We start from the raw sequence: 24,392 nt of genomic DNA, 5'->3' as shown, positions 1-24,392 counted from the left end.
TGCACCCCACCCCACCGAAACGGACATTGACTCCCTGAAGCCCCCATTCCGCTGCCGATCATGGCGACTAGGACACCCGTCACGCCTCGACAATTCGCGGGCATATGTCCGAAATCGACGAACTCAGCTTCTACGTCCGGTGATTCGCCACTCACGTGGTGTCACCTATGTCACGGCCTGGCCTACGAGCCTTGTTGGAGATCCTGTGCTGTGCTGGAATGCCACGGACCGCCGCAGGATCGAGCCGGCGCACAGGGGGCGCACAGACGCGCCGAGCGGCGGCGAGAAGGGGGAGCCAGCGCCGGTCACTCACGACCACCACGGGGGCGTACTCAAGGCGTCCCCAGAACGCCGACACCGTGCTCCGCCGCTCACGCGATGGGGCGCCTGGTCCAGAGGTTGCGACGCTAGTGCAGGGACGTTTCAAGAGGGATGGCAGCGCTTCGGCGGAGCCGGAGCCGCACGGCGGGACCGACCGAGGTCCCTCGCCCCAGCACGCCCAGAACCAGGGCCCGGCCGGTGACGCCGGGGAGCGCCCCGGGCGCCCCGGTGCGTCGGCCCCCACGGGTTCGCCGAGCCCCGCTCCGGCCCTGAAGCCGCCGGCCGGCCCCAGCGGCCCCGGCCCGCGAATAGCCCTGCGCAACTGGCGCATCTCCACCCGTCTGGTCTCGCTGCTGGCGCTCCCGGTGGTCGCGGCCACCTCGCTGGGCGCCCTGCGCATCAACGACTCCATGGACAGCATTCAGCAGCTGGACAACATGAAGCTGCTGACGGACATGACCAAGCAGGCCACCGAGCTGTCCGCCGCCCTCCAGGAGGAGCGCGACCAGTCGGCCGGCTCGCTCGCGCACGGCGGCAAGGCCACCGACTTCACGGTCAAGGGTCTGCGCGAGAAGACCGACCGGGCGATGAAGAACTTCCTCGACAGTTCCGAGGAGATCGACAGCGCCAGCAAGGAAGGCAACCTCAAGGGCGTCCGCGAGTACCTCATCCAGCTCGCCGGCGAGCTGGGCGACCTGGCGCAGATCCGCAAGAGCGCCTACGCCTCCGAGGGCAACTCCACGCAGACGATCGAGGCGTACCACCGTCTGATCGAGAACCTGATCGACCTCTCCCAGGACATGGCCGAGGCGACCAGCAACCCGGACATGATCCAGCGCACCCGCGCCCTGGCGGCGTTCTCCTCCGCCAAGGAGTACTCCTCGATCCAGCGCGCGGCACTGGCGGCGGCACTGCCCGCGAGCAACACCACGTCCGGCAAGCTCTCGCCGAACGACCGGCTCTACGCCGAGTCGGCGCTGGAGAGCCAGAAGTCCGAGATCCGCAGCTTCAAGAGCATCTACGGCGAGGACGCCGCCGCCGAGCTGCTCAAGCCGATCGAGGACGGCGGCAACTCCACGATCAAGGCCACCGACACCTACGCGGGCCGGGCCCTGGTCTCCGCGAGCGGACTCGCGCAGCAGGACAAGCGGTCCTACCGCGACTGGCTGGACGACAGCTCCACCAAGATCCAGCAGATGAAGAACATCGAGCACACGCTGCTCGAGGAGATGGAACAGAAGGCCCGCGAGCTGCGCAGCGCCACCGAGCGCGACGCGATCATCTCCGGTGCGCTGATCCTCATCGTGCTCGGTGTGTCGCTGGTCGGCGCCTTCGTCGTGGCCCGCTCCATGATCCGTTCGCTGCGCCGCCTGGAGGAGACCGCGACCAAGGTCGCCTCCGACCGTCTGCCCGAGCTGGTCAAGCAGCTGTCCGAGTCCGACCCGCAGGACGTCGACACCTCCGTCGAGTCGGTCGGTGTGCACTCCCGGGACGAGATCGGCCGGGTGGCCGCGGCCTTCGACGACGTGCACCGCGAGGCGGTCCGCCTCGCCGCCGAGCAGGCCCTGCTGCGGGGCAACGTCAACGCGATGTTCACCAACCTCTCGCGCCGCTCCCAGGGTCTGATCCAGCGCCAGCTGTCGCTGATCTCCGAACTTGAGTCCCGCGAGGCCGACCCGGACCAGCTGTCCTCGCTGTTCAAGCTCGACCACCTCGCCACGCGCATGCGCCGTAACGGCGAGAACCTGCTGGTTCTCGCGGGTGAGGAGCCCGGTCGCCGGTGGACCCGCCCGGTCCCGCTGGTCGACGTGCTGCGTGCCGCCGCGTCCGAGGTGGAGCAGTACGAGCGCATCGAGCTGGCCTCCGTGCCGACGACCGAGGTCGCCGGCCGCGTGGTCAACGACCTCGTGCACCTGCTCGCCGAGCTGCTGGAGAACGCGACCTCGTTCTCCTCGCCGCAGACCAAGGTCAAGGTCACCGGTCACGCCCTGCCCGACGGCCGGGTGCTGATCGAGATCCACGACACCGGTATCGGTCTGTCGCCGGAGGACCTGGCCGCGATCAACGAGCGGCTCGCCTCTCCCCCGACGGTGGACGTCTCCGTCTCCCGCCGCATGGGTCTGTTCGTGGTCGGCCGGCTGTCGCAGCGGCACGGCATCCGCATCCAGCTGCGCCCCTCCGACTCCGGTGGTACGACCGCGCTGGTCATGCTGCCCGTCGACGTCGCCCAGGGCGGCAGGAAGCCCCAGCCCAAGCAGGGCGGCCAGCCGCCTGTCGGCGGTGGCGGTCCGGCCGCCGCGCAGGCCGCCGCCGGTGCGGCCGCGGCCCGGCGTGCCGCCGGTGCCGGCCAGGGCGGTGGCGCCCTCGGCGCCGGTGCGTCCGGTGGCGGTGCGTCGTCCGGTGGTGGCCGCCTCGGTGCCGGCCAGGGTCCGCGGGCCGCGCTGCCCGGGCGGGACGCGGACGGTGGCCGGCCGGGCGGAGGGCGCGGACCGCAGGGTCCCGACAAGTCCCCGTCGTTGTTCGAGCAGAGCGCTCCGCCCGCGCCCCCGCAGGGCCGTCCGGCGGCCGGTGCCGGGTTCGGTCAGGCGCCGGGTGCCCCGCAGGGTTTGCAGGCCGCGGGTACGAACGGGCCGCAGGGCCAGGGCCAGCAGCGCCCGGGCAACGCCGATCAGGGCCAGGGCCGTCGGCCGCAGCTGCCGCCGCGCGGCGGTCCGCGGGCCGAGCTGCCCGGCGGTGACTCGCAGCCCCGCGTGCCCAGCTGGAGCGACGAGAACGCCCAGCCGCCGGTGCCGCGTGCCTCGCTGGACACCCCGCGCGGGCACGAGGAGCCGGACGTCTCCCGTACCTCTGCGATGCCGCGGATCGACGACCGGCAGGGCCCGGGCTCGACGGCGGAGATCCCCGCCGTCCCGCGCGACGACGACCGGCAGGGCACCGGCTCTCCGGCCGACTTCGGCTCGGGCGGCCCCCAGCACTCGGACCGGTTCGGCCTTCCCGGCACGGACGGCTCGCAGGGTTCGGGCCAGTTCGTCCGCCCGGACGTCTTCGGCGCCCCGGCCGGCCGCCGCGACCCGTCGTCCACGACGGGCCAGTACCCGGCTCCGCAGTCCTACGACAGCGGCTCGACCGGCCAGTACCCGGCACCTCGCCAGGACAGCGGCTCCACGGGCCAGTACCCGGCACCTCGCCAGGACAGCGGCTCCACGGGCCAGTACCCGGCACCTCGCCAGGACAGCGGCTCGACCGGTCAGTACCCGGCACCGCAGTCCTACGACAACGGCTCGACCGGCCAGTACCCCGCGCCGCGCCAGGACAACGGCTCCGGCCGGCCCACCCTGCCCGGTCCGGCCACCCCGGCCGACCCGGCGGGCACGGGCCAGTTCGAGCGGCCGCAGGCCAACGGCGCCCGGGGCGGGTCCGACTTCGGCGCCCCCCGTCCGCCCGCCCCGCAGGCACGGCCCGCTCGGCAGGAGCCCGAGGCCCTGCCGCCGGCGTCCGGTCCGGGCGACGGGCGTACGCCGCTGTACGACACGCTCGAGACCAACTGGTTCCACGGCCAGCAGGAGCAGCAGCAGCCGTCGCAGAACAACGGCTCCGCTCCGGCCCCGCAGCAGCCGCAGGGAGCCGGCGGTCCGCAGCGGTCCGCCCCCGCCGGCTGGCGCAGTTCGCCGAACGACGACCTCGTCCGCCAGGCCGAGCGCGTCCGCCAGCCCGCCGCCGGCGGTGTCACCACCTCCGGTCTGCCGCGCCGGGTGCCCCGGGCGAACCTCGTTCCGGGCACGGCTCAGCAGCAGCCACAGCAGAGCGGTCCGCAGATCTCGCGTGCCCCCGATGACGTACGCGGTCGGCTGACCAATCTCCGCCGCGGTATTGCACAGGGTCGTCAGGCCGGGTCCACCCAGACCGGCAGCTTCCCTCGGCCCTCTCACCAGCAGGAGCGTTAGTTGAGTCCGATGAGCCAGGCGGCACAGAACCTGAACTGGTTGATCACCAACTTCGTGGACAACACCCCCGGGGTGTCCCACACCGTCGTCGTGTCCGCCGACGGTCTCCTCCTGGCGCTGTCGGAGGGCTTTCCGCGCGACCGCGCGGACCAGCTCGCGGCTGTCGCCTCCGGCTTGACGTCCCTGACGGCAGGCGCCTCCCGGATCTTCGAGGGGGGCGACGTCGCGCAGACGGTCGTGGAGATGGAGCGGGGATTCATGTTCCTGATGTCCATCTCGGACGGCTCGTCGCTGGCGGTCCTCGCCCACCCCGACTGCGACATCGGCCTCGTCGGCTACGAGATGGCGCTCCTGGTCGACCGCGCGGGCGCGGTCCTCACCCCCGACCTGCGAGCTGAGCTCCAAGGCAGTCTGCTCCATTGATCGGCCCCGGTACCACCCGTCTCACCACATCACCGTCCGGCCGCCGCACACCCCACACAGGCCTCGTCAGACGGCTCGACTGACCGACTTGCTGTCCCGCCCGGAGGACCCATGACCCCGCCCCCCGCCTCTCATGATCCGTACGCGGAGCCGTACGAGGACGAGGGCGACCAGCCGCTGGTACGGCCGTACGCCATGACCGGCGGCCGGACCCGGCCGCGTTATCAGCTGGCCATCGAGGCACTGATCAGCACGACCGCCGATCCCGCGGCGCTCATGGGACTGCTCCCGGAGCACCAGCGCATCTGCCACCTGTGCCGTGAGGTGAAGTCGGTCGCCGAGGTCTCGGCGCTGCTCAACATGCCGCTCGGTGTGGCCCGGATCCTGGTCGCGGACCTCGCGGAGGCCGGTCTCGTCGCGATCCACCAGCCGGGCGGCGACGACGCCACCGGCGCACCGGACGTGACACTGCTCGAAAGGGTGCTCAGTGGACTTCGCAAGCTCTGACGCGGGTCGTTCCACCACGTCCGCGAAGATCGTGGTGGCGGGCGGCTTCGGCGTGGGCAAGACCACGTTCGTCGGCGCCGTCTCGGAGATCAACCCGCTGCGCACGGAGGCCGTCATGACGTCCGCTTCGGCGGGCATCGACGACCTCACCCACACCGGGGACAAGACCACCACCACGGTGGCCATGGACTTCGGCCGTATCACCCTGGACCAGGACCTGATCCTGTACCTCTTCGGTACGCCGGGCCAGGACCGCTTCTGGTTCATGTGGGACGACCTGGTGCGCGGCGCCATCGGTGCCGTCGTCCTGGTGGACACCCGCCGTCTCGCCGACTGCTTCCCCGCGGTCGACTACTTCGAGAACAGCGGCCTGCCCTTCGTCATCGCCCTCAACGGCTTCGACGGCCAGCAGCCCTACACCCCCGACGAAGTGCGGGAAGCACTCCAGATCGGTCCTGACACCCCGATCATCACGACGGACGCCCGCCACCGGGCCGACGCGAAGAGCGCGCTGATCACGCTGGTCGAGCACGCCCTGATGGCACGGCTGAGGTAGCACCCAATTCTGAAGCGCCATACGGCAGTTGTCGTAGATGTCCCGGAGCCGACTGTGTCCTTTGACACGGTCGGCCAAGGTGTTCATAACGTTTCGGCAGAGGAATCCGGTGGTACGGCCACGCGTCGCGCACATCCGGTCTCGCTGCGCGCACAACCGCCCCGCCTTTTGGCGGGGCTCGCTCTTTATGACCGTTTTATCTGGGGCTTACATCCCTCGGAATCCGCACCCCGGACTGTTTGGAAGAGCGCAGGTCGTCGTGCTGGAATGCCTGAACTGCCCAATAGTCAATGACGTACTCGTCAGTCGATGGCGTACCGGGCTCTGAGAAACTGCGGCACAACGTTGGTGCCGACCGCCGAGAGGTTGTTGGTCGAGTGAGGCGAAGCAAGAACAGTCCCGAGCCGTCGGCCCGGGGCAACTTCACCCCGCCGCCGCGCACAGCGGCGCCCGCCCCCGTGCCCGGTTCGGAGCCATCGGCCGCGCCCGCCCAGAGCGGCGGCCGTCTCTCCCCGCGCAACTGGCGCGTGGCGACCAGACTCAACGCGATCCTGCTCATACCCGTGCTGGTCGGCCTCGTCATGGGCGGCTTCCAGGTCAAGAGCTCGATCGACACCTGGCAGGAGGCCGAGGACGCGGAGAACACCGCGCGTCTGGTGCGGGCCTCCCTGCTGTACGCCAACGCCCTCTACAACGAGCGCGACACCTCCGCGGCGCCCCTGCTGAAGGGCAGCGCCCAGACCTCCCAGGACAAGGCGACCGTCACTCAGGTCCGCAAGGCCACCGACGAGGCGGCCGACGCCTTCGACACCGCGGCCCAGAGCATGCCGGACAAGCCCGGCCTGGAGCGCCGCCTGAAGCTGTTCCGCGAGGTGGAGCCGAAGCTCCAGACCCTGCGTCAGGCCGCGTACACCTCCAAGCTCAAGGGCGTGCAGACCGAGGAGGGCTACGTCGAGGTCGCCCACCCGCTGACGGAGTTCGCCAACGAGCTGGGCCTCGGCACCGGCAACATCACCAGCTACGGCCGGACCGTGTACGCCATCGAGCTCACCAAGGCGGCCCTGTCGCTCCAGCGCTCCATCGGCATGCACATCCTGACCAAGCCGGGCCCGGACGACGGCAACCTGGCCAGCCAGCGCATCGCCCTGTCCTCGTACGCCTACCTCGAGCGCATCGCCGTGCAGGAGTACATCGGCGGCGGCACCGAACAGGACGCGGCCAAGCTCCAGGCGGCCGAGGCCAAGCTCAAGACCGACGGTGCCGCGATGGCCCGGGAGGCCAAGGCCAAGAACCCGGACTACGTCGCCCCGCCGTCCAAGCCGGAGACGATGGTCTCGGCCGTCGCGACGCTCCAGACCACGGACCCGAGCGCCCGCGCCGCCCTCGCCGAGAAGGGCATCACCGCCGAGAACTGGTGGGCGGTCAACACGCTCAAGTTCAACGCGTACGAGAAGATCGAGACGGACCTGGCCGACAAGGCCGTGAGCGAAGCCTCCGACATCGCCGACGGCGCCCAGCGCGACGCCTACATCACCGGTGCCGCCGTCGTCGTCGCCCTGCTCCTCGCCTTCATCCTGGCCGGCGCGGTCGCCCGCCAGATGAGCCGCTCGATGCGCCAGCTGCGCAACGCCGCCTTCGGCATCGCCGAGCAGCGCCTGCCGATGCTGGTCGACCAGCTCTCGCGCACCGACCCCGGCCGTGTCGACACCCGTGTCCAGGCCATCCCGATCACCACCACCGACGAGATCGGCGAGGTCGCCCGCGCCTTCGACCAGGTCCACCGCGAGGCCGTCCGGCTCGCCGCCGAGCAGGCCCTGCTGCGGGGCAACATCAACGCGATCTTCACCAACCTCTCGCGCCGCAACCAGTCGCTGATCGAGGGCCAGCTGACCCTGATCACCGACCTGGAGAACAACGAGGCCGACCCGGACCAGCTAGAGAACCTCTTCAAGCTGGACCACCTCGCGACCCGTATGCGCCGCAACGGCGAGAACCTCCTCGTCCTCGCCGGCGAGGAGCCCGGCCGCCGCTGGGACCAGCCGGTGCCGCTGGTCGACGTGCTGCGCGCCGCCTCCTCCGAGGTGGAGCAGTACGAGCGCATCGAGCTGTCCGGCGTCCCCGAGGCCGAGATCCACGGCCGGGCCGTGACCGACCTCGTGCACCTGCTGGCCGAGCTGCTGGAGAACGCGACGACGTTCTCCTCGCCGCAGACCAAGGTCCGTGTCACCGCGACCCGTCTCCCCGACGGCCGCGTGATGATCGAGATCCACGACAAGGGCATCGGCCTGACCGCCGAGGACTTCGCGGACATCAACCACAAGCTGGCCAACCCGCCGACCGTGGACGCCGCGATCTCGCAGCGCATGGGCCTGTTCGTGGTCGGCCGGCTGTCCGACCGGCACGGCATCCGCGTCCAGCTGCGCCCCTCGGGCGAGCAGGCCGGCACGACCTCGCTGGTCATGCTGCCCGACGCGATCACCCACGGTGGTGGCGGCGAGCAGCACGTGGACCGCGACGAGTTCACCGTCTCGCAGATCATCCCGGAGCAGAACTTCGGCGGCGGCGAGAACTTCAACCAGCAGCCCATGCGCACGGCGGCGGAGCTCGGCTTCGACGACAGCCGCTACTCCGACGTCCCCGACGACATACGCGAGCTGGACCCCGTCGGCCGCTCCCTGATGCGCGAGGAGCGCCGGGCGGCCCTGGAGGCCCAGTCGCACCAGCAGCCCGCCCTGCCCGGCCAGAACACCCAGGAGCAGGGCGAGACGTCCGGCTACCCCCAGGAGTTCCACGGGCAGCAGGGCTACGACACCGGCCAGGCCTACGACACCGGGCAGACCGGCTACCCGGAGCAGCCCGGCGCGTACGACCGTCAGGCGCCGTACGAGGAGCAGCAGGCGCCGTACGAGGAGCAGCAGGCACCGTACGAGGAGCAGCGGCAGACGGCGTACGAGGAGCCGCAGCGGGCCGCGTACGACGAGCAGTACTACGCGCCGAACGGCGGTCTGCCGCAGAACGACACCTTCTCGCCGAACGGCGGCTACCCTGAGCCCTCCTCCTATGCGGAGCCGGCCCAGGAGGAGCCCTCGGCGCCGGGTGCGGGCGGGTCCGGCGGCTTCGCCGCCTTCGAGCAGCGGCGCTACCAGGACGACTGGCCCCAGCAGGACGGTTACCAGAACGGCTACCCGAGCCAGTACCCTTCTCAGGCCCAGGAAGCGGAATCTGCGCAGGCCGCTGACGCGAGTGAGCAGGACCGCGTAGGCTTCGACCGTCCGGGACCGGCCCACTCCGCCGCACCCTCGCTGACCGACGCCGGGCTTCCTCGCCGCGGGTCCGCCGCGAGCGGTGCGAACGGTGCGGGCGGCGCCCGGCACGCGAGCCAGGAGCCTCCGGCCTCCACCCCGGAGAGCAACGGCGACAGCGACTGGCGCTCGGCGAACGACGAGCGGTGGCAGCAGGCCTCGCAGCTCCGGAAGCCCAAGGCGGGCGGGGTCACCTCCTCCGGCCTGCCGAGGCGGGTGCCCAAGGCCAACCTGATCGAGGGTTCCGCCGAGAGCACTCCCCAGGGGGGCCCACAGGTCTCCCGCGCCCCGGAGGACGTCCGGGGCAGGCTGAGCAACCTGCGTCGCGGCGTACAGCGCGGCCGCAACGCAGGCAGTGAAACGAACGGCCAGGGCTTCGGTCCTGACAGCACCTACAACCAGGAGCGTTAGTGTGAGCCCGATGAGCCAGGCGGCACAGAACCTGAACTGGTTGATCACCAACTTCGTGGACAACACCCCGGGGGTGTCCCACACGGTGGTGGTCTCCGCCGACGGACTCCTTCTGGCGATGTCCGAAGGCTTCCCCCGCGACCGCGCCGACCAGCTCGCGGCCGTCGCCTCCGGTCTGACGTCTCTGACGGCAGGAGCCTCCCGGATCTTCGAGGGTGGAAGCGTCAATCAGACGGTTGTGGAGATGGAGCGGGGATTCCTCTTCATCATGTCCATCTCTGACGGCTCGTCGCTCGCAGTTCTCGCACATCCGGAGGCGGACATCGGCCTCATCGGATACGAGATGGCGCTGCTGGTTGACCGAGCCGGTACGGTCCTGACACCGGACCTTCGTGCAGAGCTCCAGGGGAGCCTGCTCAACTAACGGACGGACGGTGCGTTTTGGCGTCCCGTGGCCGTAAGGTTTCGGGACGCGGCTCCACAGCGATGGGTGCCAGGCACAGTCGGAGGAGGAGAAAGTGGCAACACCCCCAGGCGGTTCGTCTTCGGGCAACTGGTCGTACGGCCCTGCCCAGGGCCAGAACGACGGTGGGCAGAACCCGAACCGTTACAACTTCCCCTCCGCACCGAGCCACCGGCAGCCGTACGCGCCACAGGGCCCCGGCCCGTCGCCGTACGACCAGCCACCGGCCCCGCGCATTCAGCCCGTGCAGCCGCAGCGCCGCACCCCCGAGCCGGCGCCCGGCGGGGCGTCGAACAATCACAACCCGTTGGTGCGTCCGTACGCCATGACCGGTGGCCGGACCCGCCCGCGTTACCAGCTCGCCATCGAGGCGCTGGTGCACACCACTGCGCAGCCGCACCAGATGCAGGGCCAGTTGCCCGAGCATCAGCGGATCTGCAACCTCTGCCGGGAAATCAAGTCGGTCGCCGAGATCTCGGCGCTCCTCACGATCCCTCTCGGCGTGGCCAGGATCCTCGTCGCCGACTTGGCGGAGGCGGGACTGGTCGCCATCCATCAGCCCGGCGGCGACGAGAACGCCGGCGGCCAGCCAGACGTGACACTGCTCGAAAGGGTGCTCAGTGGACTTCGCAAGCTCTAGCGGAGGGCCTTCCCGCTCCACCACGTCCGCGAAGATCGTGGTGGCGGGCGGCTTCGGCGTGGGCAAGACCACGTTCGTCGGCGCCGTCTCGGAGATCAATCCGCTGCGCACAGAGGCCGTCATGACGTCCGCTTCGGCGGGCATCGACGACCTCACCCACACCGGGGACAAGACGACCACGACGGTCGCCATGGACTTCGGCCGTATCACCCTGGACCAGGACCTGATCCTGTACCTCTTCGGTACGCCGGGCCAGGACCGCTTCTGGTTCATGTGGGACGACCTGGTGCGCGGCGCCATCGGCGCGATCGTGCTGGTCGACACGAGGCGGCTCGCCGACTGCTTCCCCGCGGTCGACTACTTCGAGAACAGCGGCCTGCCGTTCGTCATCGCCCTCAACGGCTTCGACGGCCAGCAGCCCTACACCCCCGACGAAGTGCGGGAAGCACTCCAGATCGGTCCTGACACCCCGATCATCACGACGGACGCCCGCCACCGCGCGGACGCGAAGTCGGCCCTGATCACGCTGGTCGAGCACGCCCTGATGGCACGCCTGCGGTAATCGGCACGTTCGCCTTGCGGCCCTCGTTCCTCCTGTGGGGGGATGGGGGCCGCAGGTGTTTTTCGTCAGGGGGCGCGATGGGCGCGGAGACGTCGGCGTAACGGCTGGACATACCGGCTGGAGCCGTATCCGGAGCACGAGTTCCGGGGGCTGGCCTTGCGGAGTTCGCCGTCTTCGAGGAAGGGGCGCGGCGTTCCGGCGCCGGTACCGGAGCTGTTCCGGCGTGCGTCCGACCGGGCGGCGGGGCCACGGGGGCAGTTGTCGGCGGCGTACGTGAGGCAAGACGACCACCCCGCTGCGGTGGCCGGCGGTGACGGCCGCGCGCGGTGCCTTCCCCGGGGAACTGTCCGACGGGAACGGCCTCGCCCCTGTCTTCACCGGCACCATGCCCCTCACCAGCGTCCGACCACACACCACGGCCCCGCCCTCCCGGAGGAGAACGGGGCCGTAAAGGCGTGAGAAGGTCAGCGCCAGCTGTGCGGGGCGCGGAAGCCCGGCTCGCGCTCCAGGCGGCGCCACCCGGCCTTCACGCGGCCGCGGTGGGTCGGGGTCGGGTCCGTGGGGCGGGCGGCGGCGCGGGCCAGGAGGATCGCTGTGATGGCGGCGACTTCCTCGGGCTCGGCGTGGCCCTTCTCGACGCGGATATCAGGAATGTCCATGGGTGTCAGTCTCCGTGGATGAGATGTCCGCCGGGTTACTGCGGAGGGTTGCCGTGTTTGCGGGAGGGCAGGTCGGCGTGCTTGGTCTGGAGCATCGCGAGGGACTTGATCAGCACCTCGCGGGTTTCCGCGGGGTCGATGACGTCGTCGACCAGGCCGCGCTCGGCCGCGTAGTAGGGGTGCATCAGCTCGGACTTGTACTCCTTGACCATGCGGGCCCGCATGGCCTCGGGGTCCTCGGCGCCGGCGATCTGGCGGCGGAAGATGACGTTGGCCGCGCCTTCCGCGCCCATGACGGCGATCTCGTTGGTCGGCCAGGCGTAGGTGAGGTCGGCGCCGATGGACTGGCTGTCCATGACGATGTACGCACCTCCGTAGGCCTTCCGCAGGATCAGCGAGATCCTCGGCACGGTCGCGTTGCAGTAGGCGTAGAGGAGCTTCGCGCCGTGCCGGATGATGCCACCGTGCTCCTGGTCGACGCCCGGCAGGAAGCCGGGGACGTCCAGAAGAGTGACGATCGGGATGTTGAAGGCGTCGCACATCTGAACGAAGCGGGCCGCCTTCTCGGAGGCCTCGATGTCCAGGACACCGGCGAGCACCTGCGGCTGGTTGGCGACGATGCCGACGACCTGGCCGTCCATCCGGCCCAGCGCGCAGATGATGTTCCGCGCCCAGCGCTCGTGGACTTCGAGGTAGTCGCCGTCGTCGACGATCTCCTCGATGACCTTGGCCATGTCGTACGGCCGGTTGCCGTCCGCCGGGACCAGGTCCAGGAGGACGTCCGAGCGGCGGTCCACCGCGTCCGCGGACTGCGCGCGAGGCGGGTTCTCGCGGTTGTTCTGCGGCAGGAGGGACAGGAGGTAGCGGACCTCCGCGATGCAGGTCTCCTCGTCGTCGTAGGCGAAGTGGCAGACGCCGGACGTCTCGGCGTGCACGTCCGCGCCGCCGAGGCCGTTCTGCGTGATCTCCTCGCCGGTGACCGCCTTGACGACGTCCGGGCCGGTGATGAACATCTGTGAGGTGTCGCGGACCATGAAGACGAAGTCGGTGAGGGCCGGGCTGTAGGCAGCGCCGCCCGCGCACGGGCCGAGCATCACCGAGATCTGCGGGATGACCCCGCTCGCCTTGGTGTTGCGCTGGAAGATGCCGCCGTAGCCCGCGAGCGCCGAGACGCCCTCCTGGATGCGGGCGCCCGCGCCGTCGTTCAGCGACACCAGCGGGGCACCGGCCGCGATGGCCATGTCCATGATCTTGTGGATCTTCGTGGCGTGGGCCTCGCCCAGCGCGCCGCCGAAGATGCGGAAGTCGTGGGCGTAGACGAAGACCGTCCGGCCCTCCACCGTGCCCCAGCCGGTGATCACACCGTCGGTGTACGGCTTCTTGGCCTCCAGGCCGAAGCCCGTGGCCCGGTGCCGGCGCAGCTGCTCGACCTCGCGGAAGGAATCCGGGTCGAGGAGAAGTGCGATGCGCTCCCGCGCGGTCAGCTTGCCCTTGGCGTGCTGCGCCTCGGTCGCCTTCTCGCTCGGTCCGTCCACCGCCTGCGCACGGATCTCGTGCAGTTCGGCCACGCGTCCGCGCGCGTCGGTCGGCTCACCCGGCGCCTCATCCAAAACGGTCATGTAGCGACCTTACGAACACAACCAAGGAATGCGAGCCGTCGACTCCTCACAGTCTCCGGCGTGTTTTCCTGGTACCCCTGAACAGAACCATGGCGGGGTGCAGCCCTTCTGACTGCTCAGGGGGCGTGTGGCTTGTAGGGGTGGAACAAAGCCGTCAGCCGAGAGTCACCTCACAGACGTGGGTGGCGCATGCCTTCCCCGGGGTGACGCGCACGCGCAGCCGGCGGCCTGTGGAGAGTACTTCCACCGTCTCGTCCGCGTCGCCGACCCGGCGGACCGGGCGGTTCCAGGTGATCTCCAGCGGTTCGCCCGTGCGGGGCGGTTCGCTCACGCAGAGGGTAGCGGTACGGCCCCGGCGGACGGTCAGCACGCTCGCGCCGGCGGAGGCGGTGAGCGGGCCCGTCGTGCCGGCCTGCCAGAAGTTCGCGGCCGTGAGGCCGAGGGAGGGCACGGTGACCGCCTGGCGGCCGGCGTCGTTGGCGAGGACCGACATCCAGTACCGGTCGGCGGCGCGGCGCGCGACCGCACGACGGGACGCGCCCGGCATGAGGACGTAGGCGTAGCCGGCGTCCTTCGGGTCGGTGCCGTGGTCGAGCCAGAGGGTCTGCCAGCGGCGGGTGCGCCGCTGAGGCGTGCTGCCGGTGTTGATGGCGGACCAGGAGCCGGTGCGGTCCTCGCGCAGCGTGTTCGGCTCGCCGTCGAGCAGGACCCAGCCGCCGTGGTCCTCCAGATGGGCCCAGTCAGGGCCCCGTACGAAGGTCTGGGTGCCGGACTCGCCGAGGTTGCGGTTGTCGAGGATCGTCTCCACCGGGACGCCGTCGGCGCAGGTGATCCCGGCGCCCAGGCAGATCACCGCGTCCGCGACGCAGAACCAGGACTTGCGGGCCTGGAGGGTGGAGCCGAGGCCCTTGAGGTGCTGGCCGAGCGCCGCGTACTCGCCGTCGGTGGCGCCGCCGACCCAGCGCGCGTCCGGGCGGGCCGTGCCCCACTCGCCGCCTTCCCGGTCGGCGAGGCGCTTGGTGGAGACGGTGGTGCCGGGCAGGCGGTACCAGTCGACGGTCGGCCAGAACCAGTCCGTGTACTGGTCGCTCGCGCCGGTGGGTGGCTGGGCCAGAGGGAGTCCGCCGCCGGGGCCATGGTGGAGTGCAGGCCGCGGGCGAGTTCGCCGGTCTCCGCGAGGCGTGAGGCGTACGGCTGCGCGGCCGGGTCGAAGCCGGTGCCGAGGGCGATGCCGAGCCAGCGCCGGCGGAGGGTCTCGTACGGGTCGGTGTCGGCGCCCCGAGCGTCGGCACCGCGGGGCGTGGGCGTCGCGCCGCCGGTCGCCACCAGGGCCGCGGCGGCGAGCAGCAAGGCGCGGCGGCCGGGCTGGGGCAGTGCCGTGCGGCGGGAGAAGACGCGACGCTGGGGAGTCATGCCCATGCCCTACCACGGGGAGGCGGTCACCTGAACGGAGGATCCGGCCCCAGTGACCGGAACGGCGGAACGCGTCCGGCGGGGAGCCCGGGTCAGCCGAAGCGGTTCAGCAAGCGTCCGAACACCCTCGGGGCCAGGGCGCGGAAGCGGTCCGGGAGGGCCAGCCAGGCGGGGACGTAGACCTGGTCGCGGTCCTCGCGTACGGCCTCCCAGACGGCGTCGGCGACGCAGCCGGGCGAGATCATCCGGGGGTGAGAGCGGTCGTAGGGCCTGCCGCGGCGGGCGAAGAAGGCCGTGTCGACGGGGCCCGCCACCACGAGGGTCACGCCCACTCCCGTGCCGCGCAGTTCCTGGCGCAGCGCCTCGGCGAAGGCGGCCAGGGCGGCCTTGGCGGCGGAGTACACCGCTTCCTCCCTGACGCCCACGCAGCCCGCGATCGAGCCGATCAGCACCACCCGGCCGCGCCCGGCCGCGATCATGGAGGGCAGTACCTCGCGCACGAGGTGGAGCGTGGCGTTGAGGTCGAGGATCAGCACCCGGTCGATGTCGGTGTGCGGCATGGCGGCGAACGGGCCCGCCCAGCCGATGCCCGCCCCGGCGACCAGGACGTCGACCCGGCCGGTCGTGTGCAGCGCGGACTGGGCCAGCAGGCGCGGGCCGTCCGGGGCGGCGAGGTCGGCGGGCAGCACGACGGCCGATGTGCCGGACGCCGTCTGCTCCAGGCGGCGCCGGTCGCGCCCGGTGAGCAGCAACTGCCAGCCGTCCATGGCGAATCGCCGTGCCGTGGCCGCCCCGATACCCGAGGAGGCCCCGGTGACGAGGCACACGCGCCGGTCCAACCGCCGCGGCGGCCCGTGCAGGGCCACCGGGGAAGGGGCCGCGGGACGGCGTGGGGCGGCGCCCGCCGGTGGGTCGTAGGCCGAGCCGGAGCCGGTGAGTGTCATCGGTCGGTCTCCCTGCGCTGTACGTCCGCCGTGGTCTCGGCTGTCTCCGTGCCGGTTCCGGGGAACGGAACCTCGTCTGTCTCCATGCCGGTCCCTTGAAACGGAACCTTGTCTTCCAGGACACCGCCACCGCGGGGTCCCGCGCCAGTGCTGAGGTCGTTCCGGCAGGCCGGGCTCACCCGGCCCGGCGTGCGCCGTGCAGTGGGCGCTCTGCGGGCCGGGCCCCCGCGCACGGGATGTGACAGGACCACCCCTGCGTGCCGCCCCATGCGGCCAGGCGGCGGTATGGGCGCTACACGGACCATCCGCGCCGGGTTACGAAGGGGGCACCCGTGTCCGGTGCGGACCCCCACGACGAGGTGACCATGCGTGTGCTGCTCGTCCATCCCAGCGCCCTGATGTACTCCGAGATCTTCCTGCGCCTGGAACCTCTGGGCCTCGAACGGGTGGCGGGCGCGGCCCGCGAGGCCGGTCACGAAGTGCGGGTCGTGGACCTTCAGGTGCTGAGCCACAGGACGCTGCGCGGCGAGGTGCGGTCCTTCCGGCCGGAGGCCCTCGGCATCTCGCTGAACTACCTGGCGAACGTCCCGGAGGCGATCGAACTCGCCACGGAGGTCAAGCGGGCGGTGCCGGACTGCTTCGTGTTCCTGGGCGGGCACAGCGTCTCCTTCGTCGCCGAGGACGTGCTGGAGCAGGCCGAGGGGGCGGTCGACGCGGTGGTGCGCGGCGAGGGCGAACCCGCGATCGGGCCGCTGCTGGAGGCGGTCCGCGACGGGGGCGTGGCGGACGTGCCCGGCATCGTCACGGCGGCCGGCCGGGGTCCCGCGCCGCTGATGCTGCACGGCATCGACGCGCCGCTGCCCGCACGGGATCTGATGCGCGCCCGCCGGCGGTACTTCATCGGCGAGCTGGACCCGTGCGCCTCCATCGAGTTCACGCGCGGTTGTCCGTGGGACTGCTCGTTCTGCTCGGCGTGGACGTTCTACGGCCGCAGCTACCGCAAGGCCTCGCCCGAGGCGGCCGCCGAGGACCTGGCGAACATCCGGGAACCGAACGTCTTCATCGTCGACGACGTGGCCTTCATCCGGCCCGAGCACGGGGACGCCATCGCCGCGGAGGTGGAACGGCGCGGCATCCGCAAGCGCTACTACCTGGAGACCCGCAGCGACGTCCTGCTGCGCCACCCCGAGGTCTTCGAGCGGTGGGCCCGGCTGGGGCTGAAGTACATGTTCCTGGGGATGGAGGCCATCGACGCGGAGGGCCTGGAGCTGTACCGCAAGCGGGTCAGCCCCGACGAGAACGTCCGCGCCCTTCGGACGGCCCGCCGCCTCGGCATCAAGGTCGCCGTCAACCTGATCGTGGATCCGTCCTGGGACGAGGAACGCTTCCGGGTGGTACGGGAGTTCGCGCTGGCGGTGCCGGAGATCGTGCACTTCACGGTGATGACGCCGTACCCGGGTACGGAGATCTGGCACACCGAGTCGCGGCGCCTGACCACCCGTGACTACCGTCTCTTCGACATCCAGCACGCGGTCGTGCCCACCACGCTCCCCCTGGAGCGCTTCTACGAGGAACTGGTGCGCACCCAGGCCGTCATCAACCGCAAGCACCTGGGCCTGCGCACCGCCGTGGGCGCGGCCCGGGTGCTGACCCGCAACCTGCTGCACGGCCAGACGAACTTCGCCCGCATGCTGTGGAAGTTCAACCAGGTCTACAACCCGCGCCGGCAGTTCGCCGACCACGGCCGGCCGGTGCGCTACGAACTGCCCCTGCCGCGGCACCTCGACGTCGGGGACCGGCGGGCGCTGTACATCCACACCCGGGGTGCGACACAGGGCGCGCCGTCCCGGCGGACGACCGACTAGCTCCCCGCGCCCGGCATGCCGATCGCGGTCCTGGCCTCCCTCGCCGCCGGCGTCTGTTTCGCCGTGGCCGGGGTGCTCCAGCAGTGGGCCGCGGGCGGACGCCCGGACACGGAGGCGCTGTCGCCGCGCCTGCTGGCCCATCTGGCCCGCGATCCCGTGTGGCTGGGCGGCATCGCACTGGCCGTGCTCGCCTACGGCTTCCAATCACTTGCGCTGGCGTACGGGCCGCTCAGTCTGGTGCAGCCGCTGATCGTCGCCGAGCTGGTCTTCGCCGTACCGCTGTCGGCGCGGCTGCACCGGATGCGGCTGGGGTTTCGCGAGTGGTTCGGCACGCTCGCGGTGGCGGCCGGGCTGGCGCTGGCCCTGGTCTCGGCCCGGCCGCACGGCGGCCGGCCGGGCGGGGCGGACCTGCTGTCCTGGCTGCTGGTGCTGGGCGCGACGGCCGCGCTGGTGTGCTGCGCGCTGGCGACGGCACGGTTGCTGTCCGGCCCTTGGCGGGCCTCGGCGACGGCGCTGGCGGCCGGGGCGGTGATGGGCACCCAGTCCGTCCTCCTCGCGGCGACGGTGGACCGCCTGCGCCACGGCCTGCTCGCGGCGCTGACCGCCTGGCAGACCTACGCCCTGGTCCTCGCCAGCATCGGCGGCCTGCTCCTCATCCAGAGCGCCTTCCAGCGGGGCCCGCTCGCGGCGAGCATGACGGTTCTGGACGCGACGGAGCCGGTGGTCGCCGTGACGGTGGGCACGGCGGTCTTCGGCGAGACGATCCACTCGGGGTGGCCGGTGTCGGCTGTGACGGTGACGGGGCTGGTGCTGGTGGGGGCGGGCATCGTGAGCCTGGACTCGTCGCCGGTGATCGCGGCGTTGCGGGGGCGGGGGGCCGGGGAGGGGCGGTGAGGTGGGGGCGGGGCAAGCACGACCCCCAGCAGCACGGAGCTAGGGCAGCCACACGGGGAGGAGGTCCTCCGTCAGGACGCGGTCCCAGGTGGGGTGGGTGTCGTGGGCCGTGGTGGTCGCGTGGTGGTGTACCGCCGAGAGCAGGCCGGGACGGTCGAGGAGCGTGCCGAGGGCGTCCGCCCACTCCCCCGGGTCGTCGTGGCGTACGACGATGCCGTCCCGGCCCGGTGCGGTCAGCCACTGTGTGGTGCGCGCGCCCTCGGGCAGCACGACCGCCAGGCCGCTCGCCATCGCCTCGGCGACGACGTTGCCGCAGGTCTCCGTGCGGGACGGGAACGCGAAGACGTCACAGCCGGCGTACACCCGGGCCAACCGGTCCTGCGGGAGCGGGCCGAGGAGGCTGACGTCGGCGCCCAGGGCACGCCGGACGGGCCCGGCCTCCGCGCCGGAGCCGGCCATGACCAGGTGCACGGCCCGGCCGCGCTCCCGCAACAGCCGCACGCTCTCGGTCAGCAGCGGCACGCCCTTGGTCGCGTCCAGCCGTCCCGCGAACAGCACCAGCGGACGGTCCGCCGGGACGCCGTACTCGCGGCCGAGCCGGGCGCGGGCGCCGGGGTCGGGGCAAAAGCGCTGGTGGTCGATGCCGCGGCGCAGCAGGGCGACCCGGTGCGGCCCGAGGGTGCGGACGAGTTCGGCCCGCTCGGCGGGGGTCGGCACCAGCACCCGTTCGCAGCCGTCCAGGAGCCGGTCCCGCCGCCGGCGCAGCCGGGTCTCGGTCAGGTCCGCGAGGAACTCGCCCGGCGCCGGGTGGTCGCCGGGCAGCCACCGGCCGGCCAGGTAGCGGGCGTAGACCGAGGCCAGCAGCGGGACGTCGGTGTGCACGGAGGCGAGCAGCCGGGGTGCCGGGGCGGTTCTGCGGGCGAGGCGGACGGCGGTGGCGGCGTAGGCGAAGCAGTGGGTGAGGTGCCAGACGTCGTGGCGCGGCAGCAGGGCCGCGAGCCGGGGGTGGTAAGGCGCGAGGTCGGTGACGTCCTCCGCGCCGTCGGCCGAGGTCAGGGCGGCCGTGCCGAGCACCGGGCGGAGCGTGACGAGGCGCACGCGGGGCGAGAGGACGTCGACCCGTTCGCGCTCGCCGAGGAAGTAGACGGTCAGGTCGAGGCCGGACCGGGTGCCGTCGGGCCCTCGCCCCGGGAGGCGGGCGGCGCTCTCCGCGAAACGCTCCCAGCACTTCACATGGCCGCCCGAAGTGCCGCTGCGCAGCAGCTCGACCAGGACCGCGACCGAGGTCATGATCATCGTGTACCACTCGCGCGGCGGACCCAATCCCGACACGTCCGCCAGCAATGTTGAACATTAAACAGGAATAGGTCTACGGTGGGCCGCGTTACGTAGTTCAACGTTCAACATTCATCGCAGGAGGCGTACCCCCATGAGCATCTTCAGCCGCAAGGACACCGAGACCGCCACGGTCGGCGCCGCGAGCCCGGACCTGGCCGCCCTGACCGGCGACTACACGATCGACCCCGCGCACTCGACGATCGGCTTCGTCGCCCGGCACGCCATGGTCACCAACGTCAAGGGCAGCTTCCAGGACTTCACTGGCACGCTCCACCTCGACGGCACCGACCCCTCGCGGTCCACGGCCTCCCTGGACGTCGTGATGGACAGCATCGAGACGGGCAACGCCGACCGCGACGGCCACCTCAAGAGCTCGGACTTCTTCAAGGCGGACGAGTTCCCGGCGATGACGTTCCGCTCCACCGCGGCGGAGGCCCTCGGCGGCGACGACTACCGCATCACCGGCGACCTGACGATCCTCGGCACCACCCGTCCCCTCACCATCGACCTCGAGTTCAACGGCGCCGCGAAGGACCCCTTCGGCAACGAGCGCGTCGGCTTCGAGGGCAAGGCGGAGATCCTGCGCTCCGAGTGGGGCCTGACCTGGAACGCCGCACTGGAGACCGGCGGTGTCCTGGTCTCCGACAAGATCAAGCTCAGCTTCGACATCTCGGCGATCAGGAACGCGTGAGCCCGCGCGGCCGGCCCGGCGGCGTACCGCCGGGCCGGTCTGGCCGGATCGCACCCCTTGCGGAAGGACCGGTGGCGTTCTCATAATCCAGCAGCACAATTTTGACCAGTCCCCAACAGCTTGCGGGCCCGGTGCCGTACGGTGCCGGGCCCTTCCCCGTCCTATCGGGCCTTCCGGCCGGCTTCCAGCTTGGCGACCGCCGCCGACACCTGCGCCGCCCGGCTCCGCGGGGTCCGGGCGCGCAGTACACCGAGCATCGCCAGGTACCGGTCGGTCCGCCCGAGCGCCCCGAAGGCCGCCGCGGCCCGCGGGCTCCGCTCCAGTGCCGCCGCGAGGTCTTCTGGGACCTCGGCCTCCTGCTGGGACGCGTACGCCGCCTCCCACCGTCCGTCCGCCCGCGCGGCCGCCACCTCGGCCAGCCCGCCGGGCCGCATCCGCCCGGCGGCGGTCAGTTCCTCGACCCGCCGGACGTTGACCATGGACCAGAGGCTGCCGGGGCGCCGCGGGGTGATCCTCTGGAGGTAGTACGACTCGTCGAGCCCCTTGCGGTTCCCGGTGATCCACCCGTGGCACAGCGCCACGTCGTTGACGTCGGCGGCGCTGACGGAGGGGATGCCCGAGCCCTGCTTGGCGACCTTGGCCCAGAGGCCGGAATGCGGGACGGGGTGGTCGGCCAGCCAGGAGTCCAGGTCGGCGGCGGTCGCGAAGGAGAGCGGGCCTGCGAAGGCGGTCATGACACCACCGTAGGGACTGAGTAGGACAGATTCCGTCCGCTATACGAACAGCGCGCGTGCCTGTTCCCGGGCGTGGGCGACGGCGTCCGGGAAGATGCCCAGGCCGTGCGCGACGAGCGCCCCCTCGTGCAGCAGCATCAGCGCCCGGGCCAGGGCGCCGGCTCCCTCCGGGGCGATGTCCGCGGCGAGGCGGGTGAACAGGGCGAGCATCCACTGCTTCTGCCCGATGATGATCGGATGGGCCGGGTGGGCGGGATCGCTGATCTCCGCGTGGGCGTTGACCATGCTGCACCCCTTGGGGCTGAGCTCCGCCGCCCACGCGCGCGAGGCGTCGAAGACCGCCAGGACGCGCTCCCTCGGCTCCGGCCCGGCCGCGTCGAGGCGCTCGGCGAGGAAGGCCCGCCAGCGCTCGTCGCGGTCCGCGAGGTACTCCACGACGATCTGCTCCTTGGAGCCGAACCGGTCATAGAGGGTCTTCTTCGTCACTCCGGCCTCGGCGGCGATGAGGTCGACTCCGACGGCGTGGATGCCGCGCTCGTAGAACAGCCGGGCGGCCGCTTCCAGGACGCGACGGGCGGCCGGCGTCATCGTGATCCGGCGCGGGATGTCGGTGGTGGTACCCATGACACCCGAGTATACCGATCTGTATAGTTGGCGGGGAACGGGTATACCGATCTGTCTACTGGTTGTGATGTTCGTGAACATCCTGCTCTCCGTCGCCTTCGTCCTGTGCTGGAGCTCCGGGTTCATCGGGGCCAAGCTCGGTGCGGGCAGCGCGTCCGCGATCACGGTCCTCATGTGGCGGTTCCTGCCGCTGGCCGTCGTCCTCGTCGCCGTCGCCGTCGTCATGCGCGCGGCCTGGCGAGGGCTCACCGCCCGTGACGTGACCCGGCAGGCCGTCATCGGCGTGCTGTCGCAGAGCGGCTATCTGCTCAGCGTCTACTACGCCATCCAGCTCGGCGTCTCCAGCGGCACGACGGCCCTGATCGACGGGGTTCAGCCCCTCGTCGCCGGGGCCCTCGCGGGACCGCTGCTGGGGCAGTACGTCTCGGGCCGGCAGTGGATCGGCCTGGGGCTGGGGCTGAGCGGCGTCGCCGTGGTCACCCTGGCCGACGCCGCGGCCGGGACCGGCGTGGCCTGGTGGGCGTACGCCGTCCCGCTGCTCGGCATGCTGTCCCTGGTCGCGGCCACGTTCCTGGAGAGCCGGTCCCGCTCGCGGGTCGCTCCCTCGGTGTCGCTGACCGTCCACTGCACCACCAGCGCCGTCCTCTTCTCCGCGCTGGCCCTGGGCACCGGAGCCGCCGCACCGCCTTCAGAGGGCGGGTTCTGGGTGGCCGTCGCCTGGCTCGTGGGTCTGTCCACGTTCGGCGGGTACGGGCTGTACTGGCTCATCCTCAAGCGCTCCGGGGTGACGAAGGTGAACACACTGATGTTCCTCATGGCCCCGGTCACGGCCGTCTGGGGCGCGCTGATGTTCGGTGAGCCGTTCGGCGTGCAGACCGCTCTCGGTCTGGCCGTCTGTCTCGTGGCCGTGGTCGTCGTCCACCGCGGCGGCGGCCGGAAGGAAACGGCTGTGACGGCCGCCCGCGGCGAGCCGGAGGAAAACCGGTGGACCCGCGCCCCCGGGCCTGCCTAACGTCTTGCCCATGTCCAGCCCCGAGGCGTCCAGAGTGCGGCCACCGGCTCTCCGGTGGCTGCTCGTGATGCCGGGCCGCTGAAGCCCGCTCGCTCCGCTGCCGGAAGCCGTCCGACCTGTCGTGTCCGACGTCGACTTCGGGGTGCGGAGTTTTTTCATGCCGTTCGCTCTGCTTCTGCTGGGCCTTGCCGTGTTCGCGCAAGGAACGTCCGAGTTCATGCTGTCCGGTCTGGTGCCGGACATCGCGCGGGATCTGGGAGTGTCCGTTCCCGCGGCGGGGGCGCTGACCTCCGCCTTCGCGGTGGGGATGGTCGTGGGGGCGCCGCTGGTGGCGGGCCTCGCGCGGCGCTGGCCGCGGCGGGGTGCGCTGCTGGCGTTCCTCGTCGTGTTTCTCGCCGTCCATGTCGTCGGTGCTCTCACCGGCAGTTTCGAGGTGCTGCTCGCCACCCGGGTCGTGGGGGCGCTCGCGTGCGCCGGGTTCCTCGCCGTCGCCCTCGTGGCCGCCGTGGACATGGTCCCGGCGGACGCGAAGGGGCGGGCCACGTCCATGCTGCTGGGCGGGGTGACGCTGGCGTGCGTGGCCGGGGTGCCCGCCGGGGCCGTGCTCGGCGGGCTGTGGGGCTGGCGTGCGGCGTTCTGGGCCGTGGCGCTGGTGTCCCTGCCCGCGCTGGTGGCGGTAGCCAGGTCGGTGCCCGGCGGTGCGGCCGGGGGTGCGCCGCCCGCGCTGCGCGGTGAACTGCGGTCGCTGCGCAGCCCCCGGCTGGTCGTCACGCTGGTGCTGGGCGCCCTCGTGAACGGTGCGACGTTCTGCACCTTCACCTATCTGGCGCCGCTGGTCACCGAGGTGGCGGGGCTGGGCAGCGCCTGGGTTCCCGGGGTGCTCGCGCTGTTCGGGGCCGGGTCGTTCGCAGGCGTGACCGCCGCGGGGCGGTTCGCCGACCGGCGTCCCGTGCCGGTCCTGGTCTTCGGGGGCGTCGCGGCGTGCCTGGGCTGGTGCCTCCTCGCCCTCGGGGCCGGGCACCCGGCCCTGGCACTCGCACTCGTCTTCGCCCAAGGGGCGCTGTCCTTCGGCGTCGGCTCCACGCTGATCTCCCAGGTGCTGTACGCGGCACCGGGCGCGCCCACACTGGCCGGGGGTTTCGCCACGGCCGCGTTCAACGTGGGTGCCGCGCTGGGCCCTTGGGCCGGTGGTGTGGTGATCGGCGCGGGGTTCGGGTACCGGGCGCCGGTGTGGGTCAGTGCGGGGTTGGTCGCGCTGGCGGGTGTGGTGGCCGGGGGCGTGTGGCGGCAGCGGGAGCGGGTCCTGGGCCGGGACGTGGTGACGGGCTGACTTCCGGCTCGGGGGCCGGGGCCATGGACCAGGACGTGGTGGGGCGTTGATCACCGACACCGACACCGGCGCACGGGCCGTGGACCGGGACGTGGTGCGGCGTCGACCTCCGGCACGGGCACGGGCCCTGAACCGGGACC

At 71.7% G+C, this 24,392-nt stretch carries 19 protein-coding genes and 1 pseudogene; 13 read left to right on the top strand and 7 right to left on the bottom strand.

Annotated features, from left to right (window positions below; translation table 11 throughout):
* Positions 1-410: 410 nt before the first annotated feature.
* The 8 genes from ACIBNA_RS19755 to ACIBNA_RS19720 all read left to right on the top strand — a co-directional run bounded on the left by ACIBNA_RS19755 (position 411) and on the right by ACIBNA_RS19720 (position 11,129).
* On the top strand, positions 411-4,265 hold the full coding sequence (locus ACIBNA_RS19755; RefSeq protein WP_399166465.1) for a nitrate- and nitrite sensing domain-containing protein: 3,855 nt from the start codon (positions 411-413) through the stop codon (positions 4,263-4,265).
* 9 nt (positions 4,266-4,274) lie between these two features.
* Entirely contained in the window at positions 4,275-4,688 is a 414-nt protein-coding gene (locus ACIBNA_RS19750) for a roadblock/LC7 domain-containing protein (RefSeq protein ID WP_029181510.1), read from the top strand.
* 111 nt (positions 4,689-4,799) lie between these two features.
* The gene (locus ACIBNA_RS19745; protein WP_053668780.1) at positions 4,800-5,195 is read left to right on the top strand and encodes a DUF742 domain-containing protein; all 396 of its coding nucleotides are present in this window, start codon (positions 4,800-4,802) and stop codon (positions 5,193-5,195) included.
* Positions 5,176-5,751: an ATP/GTP-binding protein gene (locus tag ACIBNA_RS19740; protein ID WP_020271455.1), complete on the top strand. Its 576-nt coding sequence runs from the start codon at positions 5,176-5,178 to the stop codon at positions 5,749-5,751. Before ACIBNA_RS19745 ends, ACIBNA_RS19740 begins: the two co-directional genes overlap by 20 nt.
* Positions 5,752-6,128: 377 nt before the next feature.
* Positions 6,129-9,464, top strand: a complete 3,336-nt coding sequence (locus ACIBNA_RS19735; protein WP_399166464.1) for a nitrate- and nitrite sensing domain-containing protein — start codon at positions 6,129-6,131, stop codon at positions 9,462-9,464.
* Positions 9,465-9,474: 10 nt separating this feature from the next.
* A complete protein-coding gene (locus ACIBNA_RS19730; RefSeq protein WP_004983065.1) occupies positions 9,475-9,888 on the top strand; it encodes a roadblock/LC7 domain-containing protein in 414 nt (137 codons plus the stop codon).
* A 94-nt stretch (positions 9,889-9,982) separates the two neighbouring features.
* Positions 9,983-10,567, top strand: coding sequence for a DUF742 domain-containing protein (locus ACIBNA_RS19725; protein ID WP_399166463.1), 585 nt, complete (start codon positions 9,983-9,985; stop codon positions 10,565-10,567).
* Positions 10,548-11,129, top strand: coding sequence for an ATP/GTP-binding protein (locus ACIBNA_RS19720; RefSeq protein ID WP_014675207.1), 582 nt, complete (start codon positions 10,548-10,550; stop codon positions 11,127-11,129). Before ACIBNA_RS19725 ends, ACIBNA_RS19720 begins: the two co-directional genes overlap by 20 nt.
* A 464-nt stretch (positions 11,130-11,593) precedes the next feature.
* Here the strand turns inward: ACIBNA_RS19720 and ACIBNA_RS19715 are convergent, their stop codons facing one another.
* From ACIBNA_RS19715 to ACIBNA_RS19700, 4 genes and pseudogenes are all read right to left on the bottom strand, one after another.
* Positions 11,594-11,788, bottom strand: a complete 195-nt coding sequence (locus ACIBNA_RS19715) for an acyl-CoA carboxylase subunit epsilon (RefSeq protein ID WP_086560316.1) — start codon at positions 11,786-11,788, stop codon at positions 11,594-11,596.
* Positions 11,789-11,823: 35 nt separating this feature from the next.
* Positions 11,824-13,407, bottom strand: a complete 1,584-nt coding sequence (locus ACIBNA_RS19710; protein WP_399166462.1) for an acyl-CoA carboxylase subunit beta — start codon at positions 13,405-13,407, stop codon at positions 11,824-11,826.
* A gap of 154 nt (positions 13,408-13,561) precedes the next feature.
* Positions 13,562-14,497 (bottom strand): annotated as a pseudogene (locus ACIBNA_RS19705) (polysaccharide lyase family 8 super-sandwich domain-containing protein); the annotation flags it as partial.
* Between the two features lie 415 nt (positions 14,498-14,912).
* Positions 14,913-15,764 carry an SDR family NAD(P)-dependent oxidoreductase gene (locus ACIBNA_RS19700; RefSeq protein WP_399166461.1) on the bottom strand — a complete coding sequence of 284 codons (852 nt, stop codon included), beginning with the start codon at positions 15,762-15,764 and terminating at the stop codon, positions 14,913-14,915.
* 365 nt (positions 15,765-16,129) lie between these two features.
* On the opposite strand from ACIBNA_RS19700, the gene hpnR reads away from it, so the two are divergent.
* Together hpnR and ACIBNA_RS19690 are read left to right on the top strand one after the other, a co-directional pair.
* A complete protein-coding gene (hpnR, locus tag ACIBNA_RS19695) occupies positions 16,130-17,629 on the top strand; it encodes a hopanoid C-3 methylase HpnR (RefSeq protein WP_399166492.1) in 1,500 nt (499 codons plus the stop codon).
* A 15-nt stretch (positions 17,630-17,644) separates the two neighbouring features.
* Positions 17,645-18,523, top strand: a complete 879-nt coding sequence (locus tag ACIBNA_RS19690) for a DMT family transporter (protein ID WP_399166460.1) — start codon at positions 17,645-17,647, stop codon at positions 18,521-18,523.
* A 39-nt stretch (positions 18,524-18,562) separates the two neighbouring features.
* On the opposite strand, the gene ACIBNA_RS19685 is transcribed toward ACIBNA_RS19690, so the two are convergent.
* Positions 18,563-19,813, bottom strand: coding sequence for a glycosyltransferase (locus tag ACIBNA_RS19685; protein WP_399166459.1), 1,251 nt, complete (start codon positions 19,811-19,813; stop codon positions 18,563-18,565).
* A gap of 139 nt (positions 19,814-19,952) precedes the next feature.
* On the opposite strand from ACIBNA_RS19685, the gene ACIBNA_RS19680 reads away from it, so the two are divergent.
* Entirely contained in the window at positions 19,953-20,552 is a 600-nt protein-coding gene (locus ACIBNA_RS19680; RefSeq protein WP_399166458.1) for a YceI family protein, read from the top strand.
* Between the two features lie 161 nt (positions 20,553-20,713).
* Here the strand turns inward: ACIBNA_RS19680 and ACIBNA_RS19675 are convergent, their stop codons facing one another.
* Positions 20,714-21,286, bottom strand: coding sequence for a YdeI family protein (locus ACIBNA_RS19675; protein WP_399166457.1), 573 nt, complete (start codon positions 21,284-21,286; stop codon positions 20,714-20,716).
* Between the two features lie 39 nt (positions 21,287-21,325).
* The gene (locus ACIBNA_RS19670; protein ID WP_399166456.1) at positions 21,326-21,910 is read right to left on the bottom strand and encodes a TetR/AcrR family transcriptional regulator; all 585 of its coding nucleotides are present in this window, start codon (positions 21,908-21,910) and stop codon (positions 21,326-21,328) included.
* Positions 21,911-21,983: 73 nt separating this feature from the next.
* Between ACIBNA_RS19670 and ACIBNA_RS19665 the strand changes: the two genes are divergently transcribed.
* Both ACIBNA_RS19665 and ACIBNA_RS19660 read left to right on the top strand, forming a co-directional pair.
* The gene (locus tag ACIBNA_RS19665) at positions 21,984-22,922 is read left to right on the top strand and encodes a DMT family transporter (RefSeq protein WP_399166491.1); all 939 of its coding nucleotides are present in this window, start codon (positions 21,984-21,986) and stop codon (positions 22,920-22,922) included.
* 157 nt (positions 22,923-23,079) lie between these two features.
* On the top strand, positions 23,080-24,252 hold the full coding sequence (locus ACIBNA_RS19660) for a Cmx/CmrA family chloramphenicol efflux MFS transporter (protein WP_399166455.1): 1,173 nt from the start codon (positions 23,080-23,082) through the stop codon (positions 24,250-24,252).
* The last annotated feature ends 140 nt before the right edge of the window (positions 24,253-24,392 follow it).

Origin of the sequence: Streptomyces sp. NPDC050164, from assembly GCF_044459945.1 — a bacterium.
Lineage (GTDB): Bacteria > Actinomycetota > Actinomycetes > Streptomycetales > Streptomycetaceae > Streptomyces > Streptomyces coeruleorubidus_A.
The sequence above is the reverse complement of the archived record's forward strand: the minus strand, read 5'-3'. Positions and strand labels throughout refer to the sequence as shown.